Origin of the sequence: Algoriphagus aquaeductus (genome assembly GCF_003253485.1) — a bacterium.
Classification (GTDB): Bacteria; Bacteroidota; Bacteroidia; order Cytophagales; family Cyclobacteriaceae; genus Algoriphagus; species Algoriphagus aquaeductus.
The window spans coordinates 94111-117252 of the sequence record NZ_QKTX01000003.1; the positions used below are offsets into that span (position 1 = coordinate 94111).

Annotated in this window: 19 protein-coding genes; 10 read left to right on the plus strand and 9 right to left on the minus strand. The window is 45.4% G+C overall.

Going from position 1 to position 23142, the window contains the following annotated elements; all coding sequences use genetic code 11:
- Window positions 1-11 precede the first annotated feature (11 nt).
- The 5 genes from CLV31_RS04825 (at window position 12) to CLV31_RS04845 (ending at window position 7726) form a co-directional block, all read left to right on the plus strand.
- Window positions 12-3476 (plus strand): hypothetical protein, encoded by a 3465-nt coding sequence (locus CLV31_RS04825; protein ID WP_245943324.1) that lies wholly within the window; start codon window positions 12-14, stop codon window positions 3474-3476.
- 63 nt (window positions 3477-3539) lie between these two features.
- Entirely contained in the window at window positions 3540-4244 is a 705-nt protein-coding gene (locus CLV31_RS04830) for an SDR family oxidoreductase (RefSeq protein ID WP_111391760.1), read from the plus strand.
- 3 nt (window positions 4245-4247) lie between these two features.
- Window positions 4248-6230 carry a (E)-4-hydroxy-3-methylbut-2-enyl-diphosphate synthase gene (gene ispG / locus CLV31_RS04835; protein ID WP_111391761.1) on the plus strand — a complete coding sequence of 661 codons (1983 nt, stop codon included), beginning with the start codon at window positions 4248-4250 and terminating at the stop codon, window positions 6228-6230.
- A 155-nt stretch (window positions 6231-6385) separates the two neighbouring features.
- Window positions 6386-6580, plus strand: a complete 195-nt coding sequence (locus CLV31_RS04840; protein ID WP_111391762.1) for a DUF6728 family protein — start codon at window positions 6386-6388, stop codon at window positions 6578-6580.
- A gap of 66 nt (window positions 6581-6646) precedes the next feature.
- On the plus strand, window positions 6647-7726 hold the full coding sequence (locus tag CLV31_RS04845) for an amidohydrolase family protein (RefSeq protein WP_111391763.1): 1080 nt from the start codon (window positions 6647-6649) through the stop codon (window positions 7724-7726).
- On the opposite strand, the gene CLV31_RS04850 is transcribed toward CLV31_RS04845, so the two are convergent.
- From CLV31_RS04850 to CLV31_RS04860, 3 genes are all read right to left on the minus strand, one after another.
- Window positions 7723-8349, minus strand: coding sequence for a hypothetical protein (locus CLV31_RS04850; protein WP_111391764.1), 627 nt, complete (start codon window positions 8347-8349; stop codon window positions 7723-7725). The genes CLV31_RS04845 and CLV31_RS04850 overlap by 4 nt on opposite strands.
- A 4-nt stretch (window positions 8350-8353) precedes the next feature.
- Window positions 8354-9601, minus strand: coding sequence for an LVIVD repeat-containing protein (locus tag CLV31_RS04855; protein WP_111391765.1), 1248 nt, complete (start codon window positions 9599-9601; stop codon window positions 8354-8356).
- 111 nt (window positions 9602-9712) lie between these two features.
- Complete coding sequence (locus CLV31_RS04860; RefSeq protein WP_111391766.1) at window positions 9713-10540, minus strand: sugar phosphate isomerase/epimerase family protein; 828 nt, start codon at window positions 10538-10540, stop codon at window positions 9713-9715.
- 180 nt (window positions 10541-10720) lie between these two features.
- On the opposite strand from CLV31_RS04860, the gene CLV31_RS04865 reads away from it, so the two are divergent.
- The 3 genes from CLV31_RS04865 (at window position 10721) to CLV31_RS04875 (ending at window position 13747) form a co-directional block, all read left to right on the plus strand.
- Window positions 10721-11710 (plus strand): NHL repeat-containing protein, encoded by a 990-nt coding sequence (locus CLV31_RS04865; protein ID WP_245943325.1) that lies wholly within the window; start codon window positions 10721-10723, stop codon window positions 11708-11710.
- Window positions 11711-11987: 277 nt separating this feature from the next.
- Window positions 11988-12368 (plus strand): VOC family protein, encoded by a 381-nt coding sequence (locus CLV31_RS04870; protein ID WP_111391768.1) that lies wholly within the window; start codon window positions 11988-11990, stop codon window positions 12366-12368.
- Between the two features lie 77 nt (window positions 12369-12445).
- The gene (locus CLV31_RS04875; protein ID WP_111391769.1) at window positions 12446-13747 is read left to right on the plus strand and encodes a sensor histidine kinase; all 1302 of its coding nucleotides are present in this window, start codon (window positions 12446-12448) and stop codon (window positions 13745-13747) included.
- Window positions 13748-13799: 52 nt separating this feature from the next.
- Here the strand turns inward: CLV31_RS04875 and CLV31_RS04880 are convergent, their stop codons facing one another.
- The 6 genes from CLV31_RS04880 to CLV31_RS04905 all read right to left on the minus strand — a co-directional run bounded on the left by CLV31_RS04880 (window position 13800) and on the right by CLV31_RS04905 (window position 21143).
- Complete coding sequence (locus CLV31_RS04880; RefSeq protein ID WP_111391770.1) at window positions 13800-14360, minus strand: LutC/YkgG family protein; 561 nt, start codon at window positions 14358-14360, stop codon at window positions 13800-13802.
- The gene (locus CLV31_RS04885) at window positions 14357-15715 is read right to left on the minus strand and encodes a lactate utilization protein B (RefSeq protein WP_111391771.1); all 1359 of its coding nucleotides are present in this window, start codon (window positions 15713-15715) and stop codon (window positions 14357-14359) included. The genes CLV31_RS04880 and CLV31_RS04885 overlap by 4 nt, the downstream gene beginning before the upstream one ends.
- Entirely contained in the window at window positions 15712-16470 is a 759-nt protein-coding gene (locus CLV31_RS04890) for a (Fe-S)-binding protein (RefSeq protein WP_111391772.1), read from the minus strand. The genes CLV31_RS04885 and CLV31_RS04890 overlap by 4 nt, the downstream gene beginning before the upstream one ends.
- A 9-nt stretch (window positions 16471-16479) precedes the next feature.
- Window positions 16480-17814, minus strand: coding sequence for an FGGY-family carbohydrate kinase (locus CLV31_RS04895; RefSeq protein WP_111391773.1), 1335 nt, complete (start codon window positions 17812-17814; stop codon window positions 16480-16482).
- A 115-nt stretch (window positions 17815-17929) separates the two neighbouring features.
- Entirely contained in the window at window positions 17930-18967 is a 1038-nt protein-coding gene (locus CLV31_RS04900) for a GntR family transcriptional regulator (protein ID WP_111391774.1), read from the minus strand.
- 55 nt (window positions 18968-19022) lie between these two features.
- Window positions 19023-21143 (minus strand): bifunctional aldolase/short-chain dehydrogenase, encoded by a 2121-nt coding sequence (locus CLV31_RS04905; RefSeq protein ID WP_111391775.1) that lies wholly within the window; start codon window positions 21141-21143, stop codon window positions 19023-19025.
- A 270-nt stretch (window positions 21144-21413) separates the two neighbouring features.
- Between CLV31_RS04905 and CLV31_RS04910 the strand changes: the two genes are divergently transcribed.
- Window positions 21414-22817: a purine-cytosine permease family protein gene (locus CLV31_RS04910; RefSeq protein WP_111391776.1), complete on the plus strand. Its 1404-nt coding sequence runs from the start codon at window positions 21414-21416 to the stop codon at window positions 22815-22817.
- Entirely contained in the window at window positions 22814-23014 is a 201-nt protein-coding gene (locus CLV31_RS04915) for a hypothetical protein (RefSeq protein WP_111391777.1), read from the plus strand. Before CLV31_RS04910 ends, CLV31_RS04915 begins: the two co-directional genes overlap by 4 nt.
- Window positions 23015-23142: the final 128 nt, after the last annotated feature.

Consider the following 23142-nt stretch of genomic DNA (forward strand, 5'->3'; position numbering starts at 1 on the left):
CCAAGGGTCTAATGCGGCGATTGATCGGTTTCTGGATATTCTTTTTTGCGATAGTACTTGCAGCTTCCGCACAGGAAAAGTGCCGTTGGGTGATTGCAAAGGATTTTGCATTTCCTCAAATCCTGGATTCCTTGACTGCTTTGGAAACAAGTATTCGCGTAGTGGATGCTCAAGGACAGGTTTACTCCTTTGTATATTCTACTTCGCAGCGAACACTTCAAATTCAATTTTCAGATCCCAATCCCCCCGATTCCCTGATGGTTTGTTACAAAACCTTGGCGGTCAGGTTGGATAGGAGTATTGCAAAAAGGACACTCGAAGAAGATTATGATTCCACAGCAAGATTCCGGGATACCCGAGTGGCCGCTGTACCCAGTTTGGATATTCAAGAAGAGCTTTTCCCCAGCTCCAACCTTTACAAAACCGGAAGTCTTACCAGAGGGGTGTCTTTTGGGAATACTCAAAATGTCTTTGTCAATTCTGCCTTAAACCTTCAACTGGAGGGTGATATCGGAGAGAATCTGAAAATCCGGGCAAGTATCACTGACCAAAATGTCCCTTTTCAGCCAGAAGGGAATACCCAGCAAATCCAGGATTTCGACAACGTACTGATCGAACTTTACAATGATAATTTCAGATTGGCAGCAGGGGATGTGGTATTGCAGCAGCGACAGTCCGAGTTTCTCAGATATTACAAGAATGTACAAGGACTCCAGCTGACCACCAAGTACCAAACGGGTAAAAATTGGGATGCCAGTACACAAGGCTTTGTTTCCGTTGCCAAAGGTAAGTTTGCCTCGATACAGCTTCCGATTTTGGAAGGTGTGTTGGGTCCATACCGGGTCAATGGGCCAAATGGAGAGCGTTTCGTAATCATCATGGCCAATTCCGAACGCGTGTTTTTGGATGGAAAACTGCTCCAAAGGGGGTTCAACGCCGACTATGTGATCGATTACAATCAAGCTGAAATCACCTTTACCCCAAGGGTGTTAATTACACAATATTCCAGGGTAAGAGTGGATTTTGAGTTTGCGGAGCGGAATTATTCCCGATCGATTCTTGGGGCAAATCATTTGCAAACCAATGGGAAAGTGGATTTTTACCTCAATTTTTACCAAGAAAAAGACAACAGAAACCGTCCGCTTTTTACAGCGTTTTCCCCCGGCGAACAAGCGCTATTGGCATCGGTAGGGGATCAGATATTGGATGCGGTGATCCCCAGGATTGATTCCATCGCGTTTGACCCCACACGGATCATGTATGAAAAGGTGGAGGATGAAGATGATCTGGGCAGGCCCATCACTTTTTATCGCTACTCCACCGATCCACAAAAAGCTTTTTTCGTACTCGGGTTTTCTCAAGTGGGTGCAGGCCTGGGAGATTACAAGCGAGTCAATCAACTGACCAACGGGACTGTGTTCGAATACGTGCCGAGGATCAATGGACAGCCTCAGGCAGATTATTCCATTCTGACTCAACTTCCCGCACCTGACTCCAAGCGGATGACCACCGCCGGTACCCGGATCAAATTTGGCAACCATGAAAAAATATATACTGAGTTGGCTCTTTCTTCTCAGGACAAGAATCTTTTTTCTGAAATAGACAATGAAGATAATCAGGGAATTGCCTGGAAAGTGGGGCTTCAGTCCGAGGATCGGGAAATCGGACTGCTTAAAGGATATAAGCTGAAAGCCCAAACCGAGCTGGAGTACAATTCGACGAATTTCAATTTCATTGATCGTTTTCGCTATATCGAGTTTGACCGGGATTGGGGATTGGATGCAGCAGATCTGCAACAGGCAGCGGCTGAGCGTTTTTTCTGGACACAAGTAGCCTTGGACAAGGATGCCCGAAACAATTTTCTCTATAAAATCTATTTGAGAAACCGGGCAGATAAACTCTCAGGTTCTCAGCACACGGCTGCCTGGAATACCGAGTTGGGAAAAAGGGTGGGAATCAAGCAGGAGTTTTTTAGACTGAATTCATCCAAAGATTCACTCCAGTCCGATTGGGTGAGGTATTTGGGGAATGTCAGCTACCGATCCAAAATTCTCGTTCCCGGTTACCAGTTTTCTTTGGACCAAAATACGCTTCGATTGGCAGCGCGTGACTCCGTGCTGAGTACAGCCATGAATTTCAAAGAACACTTGGTATTCCTGAAAAGTAATGACACGCTGAGCTATGCGTTTTCTGCTGATGCAGCATGGAGGCGGGACCGATTGCCGGTGAGTGGGAGACTTTTGGATGATACGGAGGCGTTTACGGCCAATTTTACCTTCCGTAAACAATGGGCCAATCATAACCTGAGCAGCACTTTCACCTACAGGGAGCTTGAGTTTTTGCAGCGGGAATCAGCCGGAGAGCTCACCTTGCTCAGCAAAGTGGATTATTCGGGGTCTTTGGGGAAAAATCTCATCAGAAACGAAATCAGCTATGCCTTGGGCAATGGCCGGGAACTTCAGCGGGAATTTGTCTTTTTGCCTGCTCCCAATGGAGATGGTACACATACTTGGCGTGATGACAACGGGGACGGGATTCAGCAGCTGAACGAGTTTTACCTTGCGATCAATCCAGAAGAAAGATTGTACATCAAAATTTTCGTTCCTACCGATACCTATGTCGAAGCCTATACCACGCTGCTCAATTATCGGATTCAAGCTCGATTTCCCGAGGAATGGAAAAGTGCTGGAGGGTTTAAGTCCTTCTTGCATAAGTTTTCCAATACATCCAGCTTGAGTGTGGAAAAGAAAGTCACTTCGGATGATTTTGTAAGCCGGATCAGTCCCTTCATCGGGGGAGTTGATCGGGATCGGATTCTTTCGCTTCGTCAGGTGATCCGAACTTCCTTTTTTTTCAATCGGGCTTCTGCCAAGTATGGCTTTGATCTTTCTCTTTTTGATTCGCAGTTAAAGCAGCTTCTTTCAGGGGGATTTGAAGATCAGATTCAACAAGATTGGAAGCTGAATACGCGATTCAACTTCAACTCGATTACGACACTAAGACTAATTGGGGGAGTGGGGAACAGAATTTCAGCCTCTGATTTTTTGGAAAACCGAAATTACACGATTCGACAGCGATCACTTGGCCCTGAATTGGCATGGCAGCCTTCCCCATTTTTCAGAACCACCGGCTCTTACTCTTACACCGGAAAAGAAAATACACAAAACCTAGAGTTCGAGGAACTAGCCAAAATCCATCAAGTCGGGGTGGATTTGCGATACGCAAAAGCCATTAAGACCACTTTGACAGGAAATCTCAAACTCATCCAAATCGATTACAATGGCGAAGTAAATTCACCCGTGGGCTATGAAATGCTCCAAGCCCTCACAGCAGGTACCAATGTCACATGGACTGTGAGTTGGTTGCAAAAAATTGGAACAGGCTTGCAACTTAACCTAGTCTACGAGGGAAGAAATTCTGAAGGTCTGGATCGGGTGGTCCATGTGGGACGAATGCAAGTCTCCGCACTCTTTTAATAAAAAAATGTAACTTTGTTCGCGTTAGATAGTTGTCATACTAACTATTAAACTGCTAAACAAATGAGGAAAAGTATCCTGGTGACAGGAGGTACAAAAGGGATCGGCAGGGCGATCATAGAGCGGTTTGCGGCAGAGGGATTTGATGTCTTTACCTGTTCGCGAAATGAGGCCGATTTGCTTGCTTTGAAAGCTTCCTTAGAGGCTAAATATCCGGACATTCATGTTTTTGTTTCAGTAGCAGACCTTTCAAAAAAGGAGGAGGTATTTCGCTTTTCCAATGAGGTAAAGGAAAGAGCCCTTCCGGATGTTTTGGTAAATAATACGGGAATTTTTCTTCCCGGGGCTTTGCATGATGAGCCGGAGGGCAACTTCGAATTTATTATGCATACCAACCTTTTCTCTGCTTATTACCTCAGTCGAGCCTTTATTAGGGAGATGATCCAGCGCAGATCAGGTCATTTATTTAGTATGGGCTCTATTGCAGGATTGACTGCTTATCCCAATGGGGGAAGTTATGCCGTGTCCAAATGGGCCATGCTAGGGATGACTAAATGTCTTCGGGAGGAATTGAAGCCTCATCAGATCAAGGTGACCTCCATTTTGGCTGGCGCCACCCTGACCGATAGCTGGGCAGGTGTTGAGTTACCCAGTGAGCGTTTTATCCGTGCGCAGGACGTGGCAGAGAGTGTTTGGGCTGCCTATAACCTTTCCCCCCAAACCGTTGTTGAAGAACTAATTATCCGCCCACAACTTGGAGATATTTGACCTATGGAGCCTTTGATCAAAAGCTTGGATTCCCGCTATTGCGACAGTCTGACGCAGTATTCCCGTAGAAGGACCATTCCCGTAAACGTAGGTGATGTGATCATCGGAGGGGAAAATCCCATCGTGGTTCAATCAATGACGACGGTGGATACCATGGATACCCTCGGCTCCGTGGAGCAATGCATCCGAATGATCGATTCGGGTTGCGAATTGATCCGAATCACAGCCCCTTCCATCAAGGAGGCAGAAAACCTGAGAAATATCAAGTCGGAGCTTCGAAAAAGAGGCTACCAGACTCCCTTGGTGGCGGACATTCACTTCACCCCAAATGCAGCTGAACTTGCTGCACGAATTGTGGAGAAGGTGAGAATCAATCCTGGCAATTATGCGGATAAAAAGAAATTTGAAGTCATCGACTACACCGATGCTTCCTACGCTGAGGAACTGGAGCGGATCAGAGAGCGGTTTTTGCCTTTGGTGAAAATCTGCAAGGAAAACGGTACCGCGATGCGTATCGGTACCAACCATGGTTCGCTTTCTGACCGAATCATGAGTCGATACGGGGACACTCCGCTGGGGATGGTAGAGTCTGCGCTGGAGTTTTTGAGAATTTGCGAAGACGAGAAGTTTTTTGACATCGTCATCTCTATGAAGTCTTCCAATACGCAGGTTATGGTCCAGGCGTATCGCCTTTTGGTTCAAAAGCTCAATGAGGGAGGATTCAAACCTTACCCCCTTCACTTGGGCGTAACCGAGGCTGGAGAGGCCGAAGATGGTCGCATCAAGTCAGCAGTAGGTATTGGCACCTTGCTGGAAGATGGATTGGGAGATACCGTTAGGGTTTCTCTGACAGAAGATCCCGAGTTTGAAGCTCCGGTAGCAAGAGCCCTGATCGATCGCTATGCAACCCGTGGAGGTCATGCATCCATTCCCGAAATCAGGCATTATCCGATTACTCCATTTGAATATAACAAGAGACATGTCTCAGAGCTCTACAATTTCGGCGGGCACCATGTGCCGAGAGTAATTGCAGATATTTCCAAGGTTGAAAAAATTACCGACCGGGAGATGAAAGCGGTCGGACACTTCTATCTTCCCGAGTTGGACAAGTGGAAAATGAACGATTTAGGGTCTGATTTTGTCTATTCAGGTTCCAATCCTATCCCGTTCATGCTGCCCAATGGCATGAAGGAGATTCAGGATGTATCTGTTTGGGAAAAAACTCCTGATCAGGTAAATAAATTCCCACTTTTTCACCTAGATCAATATCAGGAAGCCTCTAGATTCCATTCCGAACTAAATTTCCTCGAAGTAGCGGATACCGAAATAGATCAGGTCATCCCGGCGGTTACAGGGAGAAAAGATACCATTCTCATCCTGAAAACGTCCAATGTGCACAGTATGCCCGCCTTGCGAAGAGCATTTGTCAGTCTGTTGGATGCCAAGTGTGACTTGCCGGTAGTAGTGAAAGTGAGCTATCAAGATCAGTCAGCGGATATGACTATGCTCTATTCGGCTACAGATGTGGGAGGGTTGCTGGTAGATGGCTTGGGTGATGGGATTTTGATTTCTCTGGAAAAGGAGGGAGAACATTCCCGTCAAGAAGTGTTGGGTCAGATCAAGTTGCATAATACGGTAAGTTTTGGGGTGCTGCAGGCAGCCCGTACGCGCATGTCAAAGACGGAATACATTTCCTGTCCTTCCTGTGGACGTACACTCTTTGATCTACAGGAAACTACGGCCATGATCCGTAAAAGAACAGACCACCTGAAAGGAGTGAAAATCGGAATCATGGGCTGCATCGTAAACGGTCCGGGAGAAATGGCTGATGCCGACTATGGTTATGTAGGTTCCGGAAAAGGAAAAATCACGCTTTACAAAGGGAAAGAAGTGGTCAAGAAATCTGTGCCTTCGGAAAAGGCCGTGGACGAACTGATCAATATTATCCGTGAAGACGGCATGTGGAATGAGCCGGAGACTATTTAAAAAAAAATACAGTTGAAATACAGTTGAAATACAATGTTTCTCTGGGTATTTCAGACCGCGAAGCGGTCTTTATTTCAATGGTATTTCAGAATCTCAATTTTCAAAAAGGAAATCAATTTCGTCTAAACTTGGTTAAAGCATAAAACGCAAGCATCATGTCAGAGAAAAATCAAGTCAAAGAATTCTTCAAGTTGGGTGAGGTTGGAAATTATTTCCTCAACATTTTCCGAAAACCGGATCCAAACAAACCGACTAATTTCAACCTACGAATGATGCACGGAATCAACAAAATTTCCATTTTGGTCTTTTTGTTTGCCCTGATCGTGTGGACGATCAAAAGATTGATGTAACCTGACCCTATTCGTAAATTAGCACCGTATTTTTTTAACTTTAGTGGATTCCCAACCTCATCCACTATGCTTACCTTCCTTCTTCCGTTTTTTGCTCCTTTAGTTTTTGGACTGTTGATTGATTTTGAAGAGCGCTATTATACTTTGGATGATTTTCAAAAAGTCAGAAAAATCGATACGCATACCCATCACAATTCGGAAAGTACCGCATTGATAGAGGCTGGGAGGGAATCTAATTTTTTCCTTCTTACTGTCAATGTCGATGTGCCCAGTTACCCACCTCTTACCGAGCAGATCCGACTTTCCCTTCTTCAGAAAAGTGCAAATCCAACCCATATCGATTTTCTTTCCACCATTTCACTAGCGGATTGGAAGGACCCGGATTGGGCAGAAAAGGAAATCAAGCGTATTGCGGCCACTTTTGAGCAAGGAGCAATAGGGATCAAAATCTGGAAAAATATCGGGATGACCTATCGGGATGAAAAAGGGGAGTTTATTATGGCGGATCATCCCAGACTCGAACCCATATTCAGGTTTGTGGAGGCGCAAGACAAGACGTTGATGGCCCATCTGGGAGAGCCCAAAAATTGCTGGCTGCCTCTTGAGGAAATGACTGTAAACAATGACCGTACCTATTTCAAAGAGCATCCGGAATACCACATGTACTTGCATCCCAAATATCCAAGCTATGAGCAACAGATTGAGGCTCGGGACAGACTGTTGGCCAAGTTTCCCAATATCCGGTTTGTCGGAGCACATTTGGGAAGCTTGGAGTGGGACGTGGATGAACTGGCAAAGCGACTGGATCGCTATCCCAATCTGGCAGTGGATATGGCTGCGAGAATCGGTCATCTCCAATTTCAAAGTCAAAAGGATCGCAAAAGAATCCGCGATTTTATGATCAAATATCAAGACCGGCTGATTTATGGGACAGATTTGGGTATTTCCGGCAATCCTGATCCGGAACGAATAAAGGCAAATGCCAAGTCCACTTGGCTAAGGGATTGGAAATATTTTGTAACCGATGAGAGGATGGAAGTTTCTGAAGTCAATGGACCTTTTCAGGGATTAAAGCTCCCCAAAGACGTGATTGACAAAATATACTATCACAATGCCATGAAGTGGTTTCGACCCACTTTCAATTAAAACATCACACCCATTCGGAAAACCAGACTGTGGAATAAAAAGCTGGTTTCTGTCATGGCAGAGTAACCCCTAGGCAAGGTAGAGCTTCCAGGAAGCGGCTGATTTCCTGATCTGTCAAATGATCCCTCGAAAAAATAGGCCTGTTGTCTTTTGTAACCCAAGGTTCCTGACAGCGCCCATTTTCCATTTTTTGCGGGTAGTCGGATCCCAAGGGAGGGGTGGAGCATCAATCCGCCTTCATACCAATTGGAATACCAATCTGTGGTTTCTTTTTTTTCCAAAAGGGTCGATCCTCCGCCCAAATCCATTCCTCCGAACAACTGAGATCTACCTTCTTTTCCCAAGAAACCTCTCCACCCCAGTGAAATGGGAATCAGGGAAAGATTTTCGTATTGGTCGTAGCCAATGCCGAAACCTACTACATGATGTGCATTGATCTTGGCACCATGAAAAGAAGATACTGTCAGATTCATCCGATTTTCATAATCTCCTTCCCAGGATTTGGTTCCCTTTCCCCATAGAAATCCGACTTCCGTTTGATTAAAGTAGGCCCTTTCCTGCGCCAAGCCTTTGACATAGGAGAAAAAAAACAAAAGGATAAGGTAAATAACCCTGTTTCGCATCGGTTTATTTGATCACTACGGGATTATTGACTTGAATGCAGCTGAGTTTTCTCAGTTTGGAAGGCGTGCTGTAATCAAACTGGCACACTCCATCAGGACCGATGACAATCAATGATTTAGGTCCAGGAATCAGGTCGACGGATTTCATGTTTTCCAAAAACTCCAATTGGTTTTGATCGATGGCCATGACGTTTTTGACATTGAAACTCTTCAGTCCATGCCTCCCTTCGGCGATATAGAGAAAGTCTCCCGCCAATCCCAATCCATGGGGGTTCAACATGGGGTAAGCCTTTTTCAAGGTTGGCTTATAAGGATCTTTGATATCGATGACCTGAAGTTGGTTGATATTATTCACACAGAAATTCCCGCTTCGCAGGGTTACAAAGGCATGTTCTTCATTGACCACCACAGGATCACAGGCTACTGCGTGCTCGTAGACGGCCATTCTAGTGGGAGAGTGCGGAGTAGAGGCGTCGTATATATGCATTCCTCGATTAGATCCGATAAATAGTTTTTTCTGAAAAGGAAAAATGGTTTCGATTCCCCAACCGAGATCGATTGGCTTGACAAATTTGGGCTCATTGGGAGTTTTGACATCAAATACCCGAAGGGTAGTCTCATCTACCGCATACAGATGTCCGTCCATGAGGGTAAATCTCGCCATCGATCCCCCAGTCCCATAACTCTGGGAGGCTGCAGAGAAATTGGCGGCGAAACTCATGTCTGATCTCACAGCCCATCCACGCCAAGTTTCCCATCGAGGGCTATCGGTCGTGATCACGGTGTCTTTGAACGTGATGATCTGTCCCGTATCATGACGATACATGTGGGTGAAAACATCCTCTACTCGATTGATAAGCTTGATATTACTGATCTTGCTGATGTCAAAAGCTAAAAGATCGACATAATTGTCCGCATAGAGAATGTCGCTGTTAACCGCCAGATCTACATTGCCTTCGATCGGGATAAAGCTCAAATTGACCGGACTCGAGGGATTTGAATTGTCCAGAATGTGAATTCCCTTCGTGGGCTCATTTACCAGGAGATAGTCTTTGTACAGGTAGATTTTACCGGGATTGTCCAAGGGCTGGGCAGGTTCCACGGCAATCATCCTTGCCCGTACGTCACTCATCTCCAAATACACCGGCATCATCGTCCGGTAGGTGTAGGTGGTATTGATTTGATCTTCGCAAGAAAAAAACAATCCACTTGCCAAAATCAGAAATGCCTTAATGAGTCTTGGTGTTTTCATAGCTTTCAGAATTAGAATGAGATCAAAGAACCTATCTGCCAAACGAACGATTGGAAAAGAGTGCTACAAGGAAAAATAAAAAAGCCCATCTTTTTTGGATGGGCTGGAAACTTATTGATTCAAAACACTTTTTATATAAGCAACACTCTGAGGAATCTGTTCAACAGATCGCGAACTCTCATCCTCGATTACGAGGTATTTTGTTCCTTGTTTTTTGGCTTCCTTGATCAACCCAGCGATATCAATATCGCCCGTACCTAAGACGACATTGGCCTCGACATCTCCTCTGCCGTCCGGTGATCCGGGAGTACCTTTCTTTCGGTCTTTTAAGTGGAGTTGAGGGAATTTGCCGGGATGAGATTTCATTATAGCCAATGGATCTCCGCCTCCCATTTGTACCCAGAATACATCCATGTTGAATTTGAAATGTTTGGCATTTTCCAGCATGTAATCCATGGGAGTTCCTGACCCGGACTTGACAAATTCATAGCCGTGTGGATGATAGGTCAAGGTGACTCCCTCCTTGGCAAATTGCTCTCCTACTTGATTGAATAGCTCAGTGGCGGCTTTCATTTCTTCCAGGCTGATCGGTCCTTCAGCATGAGGAATCCAATAGCAGGTGGCGAATTTGGCACCGTATTTTTTAGCTTCCGAAAGGATAGAGGCTGGATCGGTTTTGAGTTTGTTGTAATCTGCTCCTACACCGACCACGCGAAGGTTGTTGTCATTCAGCAGTTTTTGATATTCGCTGTCCGACATGCCATATCCACCACCCCCTTCCAGGGCAGATATTCCCCACTGACCGATCAGTTGGTGGTATTTGACCGGATCTATTTTCATTTCATTTCGGAGCGAATAGAGTTGAAGTGCGATTTCCTGAGCGCTGAGGCTCAAAGGGCAGAGCAACAGCAGGGAAAGTAATAGGCGTCTGATGTTCATAGCAGGTTGATTTTGAGTTTTTCTAAGGTACTTATTTCTTCATTTGAAGGAAAGGTAATTAATGCTAAGTTATTTTATCAAGCAGTTATTTTTCCATATTTTCAACGTTCGTTCTCTTTTTTGAATACGATGCACTCTCGAAGAAAATTTATCCAAAACGCTTCCTTACTCAGTCTAGCCATGAGTCTTAAACCCGACTTTTCACTCCTTGCAGCCCAGGATCAAATCCTTGGGCATGGGGATTTTCGATATAAAGTGGATACCCAATGGGGAAACCTTGACCCCACTCAAGTACCTGTAGTCAATTGTCATGAGATGGTCATGGATCGGAAAAAGCGAATGATTCTCCTCACAGACGAGCCCAAAAATAATGTCATCATCTACGATCAAAGTGGAAAATTGCTGGATATTTGGACGCTTGGTCTCAATGCTGCCCATGGATTGTCCCTGGTGGATGAAGGAGATGCGGAATATTTGTGGATTGTAGATAATGGAGGGCGAGTGATCAAAACCAGCCTGGATGGAAAGCTCGTCGCTGAAATCCCCAATCCGGTGAGTGAAGGGATCTATGAAGAAAAGATGCGTTGGGTGCCGACTGAAACAGCCGTAGCTCCAAACGGAGATCTGTATATCGCTGATGGGTATGGCTCTCAATATTTTCTGCACTATGATCGCAATGGGAAGTTTATCCGCAAATTTGGAGGGTCAGGCAAGGAAGATGGACAATTTAGTACGGCGCATGGGATCGCTGTCGATCAGCGGGGTGGAAAGGAACCCACGCTGATTTGTACCTCCCGTGGCCATAATTCCTTCAAGCGATTTACCCTGGATGGGAAGTATCTCGAGACGATTTTTCTTCCCGGAGCGTTCGTTTGTCGTCCTGTGATCCATGGCGAAAATTTATACGCTGGGGTTTGCTGGTCAAGATTACGCTATCTCGAGCAAACTGATAATTCTGGTTTTGTGACCATTTTGGACAAAAACAATCAAGTCGTCTCTAATCCCGGAGGAACTGCCCCGGAATATCGAAATGGGGAGTTGCAGCTGATGGTTCAGAAAGAATCGGTCTTCAAGCATTGTCACGATGTCTGTATCGATCAGGATGAAAATATCTATGTCTGCCAATGGAATGCAGGAAAAAGCTATCCGATCAAGTTGACACGGGTTTAAATTAAATGAGCAATGGACAATGAGCAATGGACAATTACTCAAGTGAGACTCAACGTCTGGTATTCCTTGAAAATTGACCATTGATAATTTAACTATCTGTATATCCGTTTTCATACCAGTAGGCTTAGCTAGCTTAAGAAATTTCTCAAAAAGGCAGAAATCAAGAATCCTTCGGTCTTCGGTCATCGGTCTTCCGCCCTATTAAACAAAGAGAATTTGGCTGGTGGTGCAATAGCGGACAATCATATTTAACTATTATCCAATAACGAAAAACACCATGAAATCAGTCACCGTAGGATGGTTTGAAATTCCGGTTCAGGACATGGATCGGGCCATCGGATTTTACGAAAAAGTATTCGATTGCAAATTGGACAAGCAAGTCATGGGTGATTTTCAAATGGCTTGGTTTCCTTGGGATGAAAGTAAAGGCGGTGCCGGAGGCAGTTTGGTTTTTCACCGGCAATTCTATGCTCCAAGCGCCCATGCAGGGGCCTTAATTTATTTCTCCTCCGAAGATTGTGCCCTGGAATTGGCCAAAGTAACAGAGGCTGGAGGAACTGTCCAAATAGAAAAGCGACTCATAGCTCCGGATATCGGGTATATGGGCGTATTTCTGGATTCGGAAGGAAACCGGATCGCGATCCATTCCAAAGCCTAAAGGTTACTTTTTATTGGAGTTTTTTTAAACAACAGCTTAGCTTTACGCCTTTAGTTCATAATCACCGGATAGAATTCATGCTCAATAGGTTTTTTACAAAAGAAAATGATCCCGGAAACCTGGAACAACTCCAACACCGCATTGCATTAATTTTTGTTTTTTTGACCTTTTCGGCGATTCTTATTTTTGGAGTCACCGACTATTTGCTTGGACTCAATCCCATTTTGGGAAAAGTCAGAGTGGTGTATGCCATTTTGTTTGCAGCATGCTTTGTCTTGATGGTTCGTTACCAAAAGTTTTTTTTGGCCATGAATCTTATGTTGGGGTTAATCTTAGCCTTTTCCATGTTTAATTACTTTTTCAATGATGGCTTCCAAGGGCCTACGATTTTCAACCTCTTCGTTTTCGTGGTTGCAGTAGCCATTTTCTTTAAAAAACCATGGAATTTGATCTGGTGGGTAGCCTGCATCGGAGGGTATTTGTTGCTTTTTTACCTGGAAATACGGGAAGTAATTCTGGTTTCCAAAAACTATTCGCTTCCCATGGATTTGTTTTGGGACAATGCCATCTCGATTTTCCTATGTGCCATTTTTATATTTATAGGCATTTATCTTTTGATCATAAACTATCAAAAACAGCAAGAAAATCTCCTCAGTTTGCAGAAAGAAAATGAGCAGCAACTGGCCGAACTCACTTCCCTTGACCGCAAAAAGAATGACTTGATAGCCTTACTTTCTCACGATTTGAAGGGCCCCATTTATTCACTCAATTCCACCCTGGAGTTGGTAGAGCAAGGGATCTTGGATGGGAGAGAATTAGGGGAAATACTGGAGCTTCTCAAATCCCAAAGCTTCCAACTCAATCAGGTTTTGGACAATACCCTCGACTGGGTGACTTCCGAGTTGGAAACCAAGTCTTCAGAGAAGCACCTCACCGATCTGAAGCAGTTGGGGGAATTGATGAGGGAAACCATGCAGATTCAGGCAATGCGAAAGAATCAACGTATAGATTTTGAGCTATTTGGGTCCAATCAGCAAGTGTATCTTGAGTCAAAAGAAGTCAAAATAATACTCAAGAACCTCCTGGACAATGCGATTAAGTTTGCCAAATCCGGAGAAATCATTCGGCTCCATCTGGTTTTGTCCCCGGAGCAAATTCGTTGGGAAGTCCTAAATCCTGGAGAAAACATCCCTGAAGAACTGCAGCCTTCCCTATTTGAATTTGGGGCAAAATCCTCTTTTGGGACTCAAAAGGAAAAAGGGACTGGAATAGGCTTGTCCTTATGCAAAAAAATCGCTGAGAGTCTGGGGATGAAGCTGGGATATCAGGCAGCAAGTCCCAATACCAATCTCTTTTTTTTGGAGATAGCGATAAATTAAATCCGGATGATGCCTTAGAATTCGTAGTGGATTTTCTGGTGCATATTTCAGGTTAAACCAAAATCACCCTCAAACTCATTGCGCCATGGGCGCCGATTACTAAGGATTGTTCAATATCTGCTGTTTTGGACGGGCCTGCGATAAATAGACCAAATCCGGAATGCTGATTTCCTATTTCCTCGTAAGCCTGATGCATCGTTGGGAAAAGTCTGCTTTTAAGTAATACGATCACCAAATGCTCGGTGATAAAGGGAAGCGCCCGATGAGGCAGATGTCGGTCATCCAGCCAGATGGCCCCATTTTCAGCCACCCCTAACTGTCCCTCCAAAATTGCCAGATTTAAATCATCCAGCTCATGGGGGTCCTCCGGTAAAGAAATAGTAGCGGAAAAAGGAATGCTCGTGGAAGCAACAACTATTTTCGGAAAATTATTCGCTCGAAGCCATTCCGAAAATTCTTCCTGATTTACCACTTGACCCTTATTTGCTTCGATAGATTTCCTGAATGCGCTTTCTAATTCCTCTTCAATTCCGAAAGAGGGCAACTCAGGTAAGGGCTTTCCTTTCTGTCCAATACCCCGGATTGCGCTCAGAATAAATGCTTTACTGCTCATTTCCTGTTTCTTTGATACCAATCTTTGAAGGATTCGTTGGGTGTTTCGGGAAGATTCCGCCCTTTTCCCCAGCTGTTTATCGGATGATAAATCAAAGACTTGGGAAGGGTTTTGAGCGCAGCCCGCATGAGGTTTCCGGAGATTTTATAGGCTAGAGGACTTTTGAAAATCCCATTGGCCAGTTTCATGGAAAGCCCTTTTCCGAGTTCGCCGTGAGTTTTGGTGATTTCCTGTCTCCACTCATAGAGTTGCTCGTGGATGTTGATTTTCACAGGGCATACGTCCGAGCAGCTCCCGCAGAGTGTGGAGGCAAATGGCAAGGTGCTGTGTTTTTTCATATCCAAGCCCGGTGAAAGGATGGAGCCTATCGGTCCAGGGACCGTGCTTCCATAGCTGTATCCTCCACTCCGGCGGTAGATCGGGCAGGTATTCATGCAGGCTCCGCAGCGGATGCATTTTAGGGAGTTCCGAAATTTTTCCCGAGCCAATTGAGCCGTTCGCCCATTGTCTACGAGAATCAGGTGAATTTCTTTTCCTGGAGAAGGGCTTCTGAAATGCGAATTATAGTTTGTGACAGGCTGACCGGTAGCAGACCTCGCTAGTAATCGAAGGAATACGCCAAGGTCTTTCCTTCTTGGAATAATTTTTTCGATTCCCATGCAGGCGATATGGACATCTGCGAGATGAACCCCCATATCGGCATTACCTTCATTGGTGCAGACGACAAATTCACCTGTCTCCGCCACTGCAAAATTGACCCCGGTGATGGCTACTTTGGCTTTCAGAAATTTTTCTCTTAAATGCAGTCGGGCCGCATGGGTGAGGTAGGTAGGGTCCTCATTTCCTTTTTGGGTGTGGAGCTTTTCATGGAAAAGCTCGGAAATCTCCCCTTTCTTCAGGTGAATGGCCGGCAATACGATATGGCTCGGAGGCTGATTGAGAAACTGCACGATCCGCTCACCCAAATCGGTGTCCACTACTTCGATCCCGTTTTTTTCGAGATAAGGATTGAGGTGACATTCCTCGGTCAGGATGGATTTACTCTTGACGATTGCCCTGCACTTTTGCTTTTGCAAGATGGAAAGCACGATCTCATTGTGTTCTTCGGCGTCTTTGGCCCAGTGGACTTGGATGCCGTTTTTTTGGGCGTTCTGCTCAAATTCCTCCAGGTACACATCCAATTGGGACAGTACATTTTCCTTAATCTGGGAAGCGAGATTTCTCAATTCTTCCCATTCTGGAATCGTTTTGCTGATGCGGTCACGCTTGTCCCGTACAAACCACAGGGTTTCATCATGCCATTTGGCTTTGGCTTGGTCTTTTAGAAATTCGGTCGCTGCCTGTGGGTGACTCATTGGATAGCTTGATTTAGGATTTCGGCCAGATGCATAAACTTCACATTTCTACCTTCTCTACTGGCTATGCCCTGCAGGTGCATGATGCAGGACATATCTCCTCCGGTCAGGATTTCCACCTCATGTTGGGCATGATCATCCAGTCGGTCTCTGCCCATTCGGAGAGAAAGGGCTTCCTCCGTGACTGAAAAGGTCCCTCCAAATCCGCAACATTCGTCCGTTCGGCTTAGGGTTATCCATTCCAGCCCTTCCAGATTCTCCAAAAGGCTTTTTGCCTTATTGAACGGGGTGCTGTTCATTTCTGAGCTTGAGGCCAATCGAAGCCCCCGTTGTCCATGGCAGGAGGCGTGGTAGCCGACTTTGTGCGGAAATCGCCCCGAGAGATGGTTGACATTCAGAATGTCCGTCAAAAACTCGGTCAGCTCAAAAATTTTGTCATGGATTTCCTGTTGTTCTTTTTCCAAACCTGAGATTACTGGAAAATGCTCCTTGACATGCAGCACGCAGCTTCCGGAAGGAGCAACGATGTAATCGAAATCTTTGAACAGTTCGATGAAATGCCGAGCTGTCCCTACGGTATCCCGCTCATATCCCGCATTGGCCATGGGTTGTCCGCAGCAGGTTTGCCCCAAGGGAAAGCTTACTTGGCAACCGAATTTTTCAAGCAGTTCCAAGGTGGCAATCCCCACTTTTGGGTAAAATTGATCCACGTAGCAGGGGATAAAAAGTCCGATATGGGGCGAAGTCAAATTCATGATAGTAAGTTAATCTCCTCGATGAGAATTCACCAGCAATGCTGCACCTAAAGCCGAACCATTTGGAAAATCACTCGGAATAATTTCGATGCCCGGAAGTTTGATGCGAAGTAGTTCAAGGAAAATAGAATTGGCATTGAATCCTCCGTCTACAAAAATCCGATCCACCGGTGCTCCGTCCAAAACCAACTTCAAAGAAGCGACCTGAATATCCGTCAGCTCGTGAATAAAGGTGTAATACGCTTCGGTAAAATCTGAAAAACTGCTCCAATCCGTGAAATCCGCTTTTTCCAACCCATAATCTTCCGGTTTGAGGTAATGGAATCCGATTCTTTTTTGAGCGTTGGCAGCTACTTTTTCAAAAATCGACGGATCGAATTGAAGCTTTTTATAGGTGCCTAAAGGAAGATTCCAATGGGCATACATTTCGTCAACCTGATACTTATGCTCCTCGCCGATAAACAAGCGGGAGATTTTGATGGGTTGACCCGAAATGCTGAGAAACTGAAGACAATCTTTATTCAATTCCGACTCTGTGAGCGATGTTTTATTGAAAGGATTGATGCTGATCGCCCAAGTGCCGGTGGACAGAAGTGCAAAAGGCTCTTTTTCCCGTCGTAGGTAGGGCAATAGGGCTCCCGATGAATCATGCACCCCAATGCCACAAGGCACCGATCCCAGATCGGGTTTGGTGATTAGCAAGCTGTCTCCGGGTAAAATCGGGGGTAACAGTGCTTCGATTCCCTCTATTTTTACCCAGCTGTGGTAATCCATTTTCTCAAAATCCCAAAGCCCCGTATGACATCCGATACTGGTGAAATCAGATACCATTTTTCCTGTGAAAATAAAACTCAGGTATTGCGGCAGGTGCAGGCTATGATGGATTTTTTGGTATTGTTCCGGCTTGGCGTATTTCAAAAAAAACAATTGAAGTCCGGAATTGAGCATAGCCAGGGGAGGAGAGGAGGTTTGTGTACAAAATTCCATTTTCCCTCCGTTTTCAGAATAAAATCGATCCAACAGATCTTCCGGAAAGGGCTTTAGGTAATCATACAGCGGCGTGGCGGGTTCGCCCGATTCATCGACGTGAACAAAGGATGCTCCGTGTCCTGAAAAATTCAGTTTTTTGATTTCAAAATCAGGCGATTTCAAAGCTTCCTGAAAGGTTTTGATCATCCATTCCCTCATCGGAAGTACCGGCTCGCTCGGAAATCCATCCTCATCCGGCACCGCTTCCAGCCTGGTGTAAGTGCTGTAGACCTCCTTGAGGTTTTCGTCAAAAAGGAAGAATTTTTTGTTGGTTTTTCCGATGTCAAAGACGGCGGTTACGGGGATTTTGGACATGGTGATTAGAGAATCAAGATGCTAGACACAAGAAGCAAGAAAGGATCTTGTGTAGTGCATGATATCAAGAAAAAGAGAGTCTGAATTTGTGATCCGGACTCTCTTTGATTTTTGTTTAAAGTGACTTTCTAAGAGTCATCCGGAAAGGATTTTTGATCGGGATTCGATCTTCAATACCCAGAATTTGCTCTGCGATAGATTTGCCCATGTGGACAAAATCCGTGGAAATCGTGGTGATCCCTTCCGCCAGAATTTCTTTAAGCGGGGTGTCATTGTAGGATATTACTCCTACCTCCCGTCCCAATTTGAGCAGCTGTTCTCTTGACTTTTTTACCAGGTTGACCAAATCAGATTCCGCCAAAACGATATAGCAGTCACCTACATCCAAAGGTTCGTCATCGTCCACTCCGTCTACGATTAAGTTTTTGAAGTCATGGAAAAAGCAAAACCGCTTAAATCCATCCATGATTTCTACCGGATAAAGATCGCCTTTGGGAAATACCAAAATCAGTCGTTCGTATTTCCTCAGGTGGGAAATCCCGGATTCCAGCACCTCAAAGATGTCTTTGGCAAAGTCTTGATACACACCCGGGAATTCGTTTTCGTGGCCTTTCACTGCCCGATCAATGATCAGTAATTTTTCTTTTGGAATTCGCTTGACCAAGTCATAGGCAGTTTCGGGATGCCCATTTTGATCAAAGAAATGCGGAGCCAACACATATTGGTTGTAGTTCCCCAGGTTCTGTTCCAACAAATCCTCCAGCAAATTCCTGTTGTAATGGTGAATGTAAAGATCCACAGTGGCCTGTGAGCCCAGCTTGTCGAGAATGGAGTAATAGATGATTTTTTTGTAAGAACTAAGTTTGTTGAACAGTAATAAAACCTTCACTTTATTTCCCATGTTCGTTGAAGAAATGTAAAAACCTTTGCCTCGAACGGAAGAGATGATTCCACGGTCTCTTAATTCATTATAAGCTTTTTCCACGGTGTCACGGGATAAAAGAAAGTCAAAACTGGTCTCATTGATAGAAGGAATCCGATCTCCGATTTTAAGTTTCCCTTTTTCAATGTCCTCCAAGATCAAATTGACTACCTGTAGGTACTTCGGCGTGCGCGAATCCACGGCGATTTTTTCAGATTTGTCGAGAAGCATAGGTTACTGGGGTTTATTGGGTTAGGTTGTTACAGGGTAAAAGGTAATTTCGTGCTTACCGAGGGAAAGCCGCCGCTAGGCCGCCGTCCACGTTGAGCATATTTCCGGTTGACTTGCTTAAAAGTCCACCGACGAAAGCAAAAGCTGCATCAGCAATGTCGCTGACTTTCACGCTTTCTTTTAGCAGGGTTCTGTTTGCATAGTATTGAGGAAGGTCCTTTACATCGATGCCATAGGCTTTGGCGCGGTTTTCCGCCCAGCCTCCTTCCCAGATGTTGGAATTTTCGATCACAGCATCCGGATTGACCACGTTGACGCGGATTTTGTCCTCAGCAAGTTCGGCTGCCATGAGGCGAGACATGTGAAGTTGGGCTGCCTTGGCAGTGCCATAAGCCACATTTTTCGGTCCGGCCACTAAAGCATTTTTGCTCACCACATTGACAATGTCGCCGCCGAGACCTTGTTCACGAAGGATTTGTACTCCTGCCTTGGATACATGGTATTGTCCCATCACCAAGATGTCATTCAGCCTGGCCCAATCCTCATCCGTATGGGCTTCAAATGCTCTGGAGATGGATATTCCTGCATTGTTGACCACGATATCCAATCCGCCGAATTTGAGACAAGTCGCCTGAACGGCTTCGGCTAGGCTTCCGGTATCTGTGACATCCAAGCGAACTCCGAGGACGACATCTTTTCCATATTTCTTTTCAAAATCAGCCACGGTACCATTCAGTCTTTCCTGATCGATATCGGTTAGTACCACACAGGCGCCTTCCTGCACATACCGTTCGGCGATTCCCTTTCCGATTCCTCCCGCACTTCCGGTGATCAGGGCAATCTTTCTGGAAAGCGGCTTTTCTTTGGGCATCCGCTGTAGTTTGGCTTCCTCAAGGAGCCAGTATTCAATATCAAAGGCTTCCTGAAGCGGAAGGGAAACGTATTCAGAGACAGCCTCAGCTCCTCGCATCACGTTGATCGCGTTGATGTAAAATTCCGAGGCAACCCGGCTGGTTTGTTTGTCCTTGGCGTAGCTAAACAGCCCTACTCCCGGCCAAAGAATGACCACCGGATTGGGGTCGCGCATGGCTGGACTGTTGGGGTGCTTATGCTTTTGATAATACTCGGCGTACATCTCCCGATAAGCCTGAAATGCTTTGCCGATTTTTTCTTTGAGGCCTAGAACATCGCTCAGATCCGCATTGGGAGCCAAGTCCAAAACCAATGGACTGATTTTGGTTCTCAAAAAGTGGTCTGGGCAAGAGGTGCCCATAGGTGCTAATTTTCCAAGATCATGACTATTGATGAATTGTAAAACAGTTTCATTGTCATTGAAGGTGCCGACCATTCGTTTTTCAGAAGAGGCAAGCCCTCTCAAGATCGGAGCAAGCTTAGCGGCTTGAGATTTTCGCTGTGAGGCCTCGAGAGAGCTTACTTTTTCACCACCAAAGACTGGTCGTTTTTTGCCATAATTGGCAGTAAGATAGGCTGAGGCAGCCTCAATGACTTCGAGGCTATTGAGGTAGCATTCGTAAGCGGTATCTCCCCAAGTAAACAAGCCGTGTCCTCCGAGCATGATTCCGCGGATTCCTGGATTTTTATCAAGAGCTTCCTTGAGTTTCAGACCGAGATCAAAGCCGGGACGCTGCCAAGGAACCCATGCAATGGCGCCTTTCCAGAGTTCCTGGGTGATTTTTTCCCCATCTTTGGATGCAGCAATGGCAATCGCAGCATCCGGATGAAGGTGGTCAATATGCTTGAATGGTAAAAATCCATGAAGCGGGGTGTCGATGGAAGGTGCCTTGGAGGCTAGGTCATAAATGCAATGGTTGAATAGCTCCACCATTTCGTCTTCAAACTCAATGCCTCGGTAAATTCCCTTTAGAGAACGAAGTTTGTCCACATAAAGTCCTGCCAATCCTGCACGGGTCATGGTGCCAATGTCTCCACCCGAACCTTTGATCCACATCACTTCGACCGGTTCCTTGGTCAGCGGATCGAGTTCAATGGTTTTGCAGGAAGTATTTCCTCCTCCGTAATTGGTGATTCTCAGGTCGGCCCCGAGGATATTGGATCGATATATCAAAAGGTCAACTTCATTTCCTTCCAGCTTCGCAGCTTTTGCTTCGTCCCAGAGGTAACTTACGTGTTTGAAACTCATAATTGGTGTATTCATATCTTAGGTCTACTGCTGATGTTAGGATGAATTTCCTATAAATCGGGTCAGTAGGTATCCTGTAGTGTCGTGAGTGAAGATTATTTTTTTCGATAAAATTTTTCCGTTTAGAAAAATACCGTTTTGGCTAAGTCCCTTTTATTGACTAAAATCTAGCTCTTGAATCCTTTTTTACAAAATAATCTAAGGATAAAAGGTGGAATTTCCCTTCCGATAGGACAGGATAGCCAAAGAAGCCGGATTTAGTTTCTTTCTTCAAAATAAAACGGAATGAGTCAGGGTTTATTTAAGAAAATTGTAGCCAAAACCAATGAATACGAGCGTACGCCGATTCCTGCTTCCGAACTCAAAGGCAATCGTAGCTTTTTGGGAATGTATGCGGGAGAACATACCGCCGGAACCGAATTTGTCATCGGGCCGCTGTTTGTGGCACATGGAGTCAGTGCGGGGGATTTGGTTTTGGGCCTTTTACTCGGCAATCTACTTGCTGTATTGAGTTGGGGATTGATTACTGCACCGATTGCCACCGCTAAACGCATGACGCTATATTACCAACTCGAACGAATCGCCGGAAAACAGGTGGTTCGCTGGTATAATCTGGTCAATGCATTGATGTTTTGTTTTTTGGCAGGCTCGATGATTGCTGTTTCTGCGACTGCGGTAGGGATTCCTTTTAATCTGGAGATGCCGACGTTGAATGACTGGCTTCCCCGAACTCCCGGTTGGATCGTAACGGTCCTGTTGATGGGGGCTGTGATTACCTTGGTAGCAATCCAAGGGTACAATCAGGTATCCAAGTTTGCCAATGTGATGTCGCCCTGGATGATTCTGATTTTCGTCGCTGCGGGGATTGTCGGATTGGCTCAGTTGGGGGTCGGCTCGGCTGAAAGCTTGTTTTCTGTGGCGCAGGAGGTGATTTGGAACGGGGTTCCCCTTCCTGGGATGTCCCGATTTACGATCTGGCATATCATCTTTTTTGCCTGGTTTTGCAATATGGCCATGCATATCGGCATGTCGGATCTGACCATTTTGCGATACGCCAAATCTTGGACTTCCGGATTTTCAGTGTTTGCAGGGGTGTATTTGGGGCATTTTGTAGCTTGGATTGCTTCCGGAATTTTGTATGCCGTGTTTCTTCAGGCGAATACCGGTTCCCAGGAATTTGCTCCGGGACAGATTGCTTATCAAACCTTAGGCATTGCCGGGGCAGTTTGCGTGATTATCGCGGGCTGGACTACTGCCAACCCGACTATATATAGAGCAGGATTGGCTTTGCAAGGAATATTCCCGAAGGTTCCTACTTGGAAAATTACAGCCATCGTGGGTGGAATCACCAGTTTGGCGGCTTGTTTTCCAGCCCTCGTGATGAAGCTATTGGACTTTGTGGCACTTTATGGATTGCTATTGATGCCGATGGGGGCGGTGATTTTTGCGGATTTTTATTTTGCTGAGAAAATGGGTTTCCGCTCGGAAGGAGCCTTGAGTTCCAAGTCGGATTTTAGTTGGCCGGCACTGCTGAGTTGGGTGTTGACTTTGGTGTTTTGCTTGGGATTGAATTTCATTTATGGAGTGGAGATCTTTTTCCTTGGCCTTCCGGGATGGTTTGTGGCCGTGGCCATTTATGTGATCGTATCCAAAATGAAATATCCATTGACTAAAACCCTTGCCGGATGAAAATTATGTTGAAAATAGGTTCTCTGATCGGTTTGATGTTGACCATTGTACCTCCGGTTCTTTTCTTTTTGGGCCAAATTGAAATTGACTCCATGAAGCTTTGGATGGGAATCGGGATGCTCGCTTGGATGGTGACTGCACCGTTTTGGATAAATAGACAGCAGGAAGACAGAAGACCGGAGACGGAAGAAAAATGACCAAATTCAATGACCAATAATCAATGACCAATAATCAATGACCAATAATCAAAAATCAATAATCAATGACCAATTTCAAGGATCAATAATCAATACAATTCAATAACCATCCCGAGGCTCGGGACAAT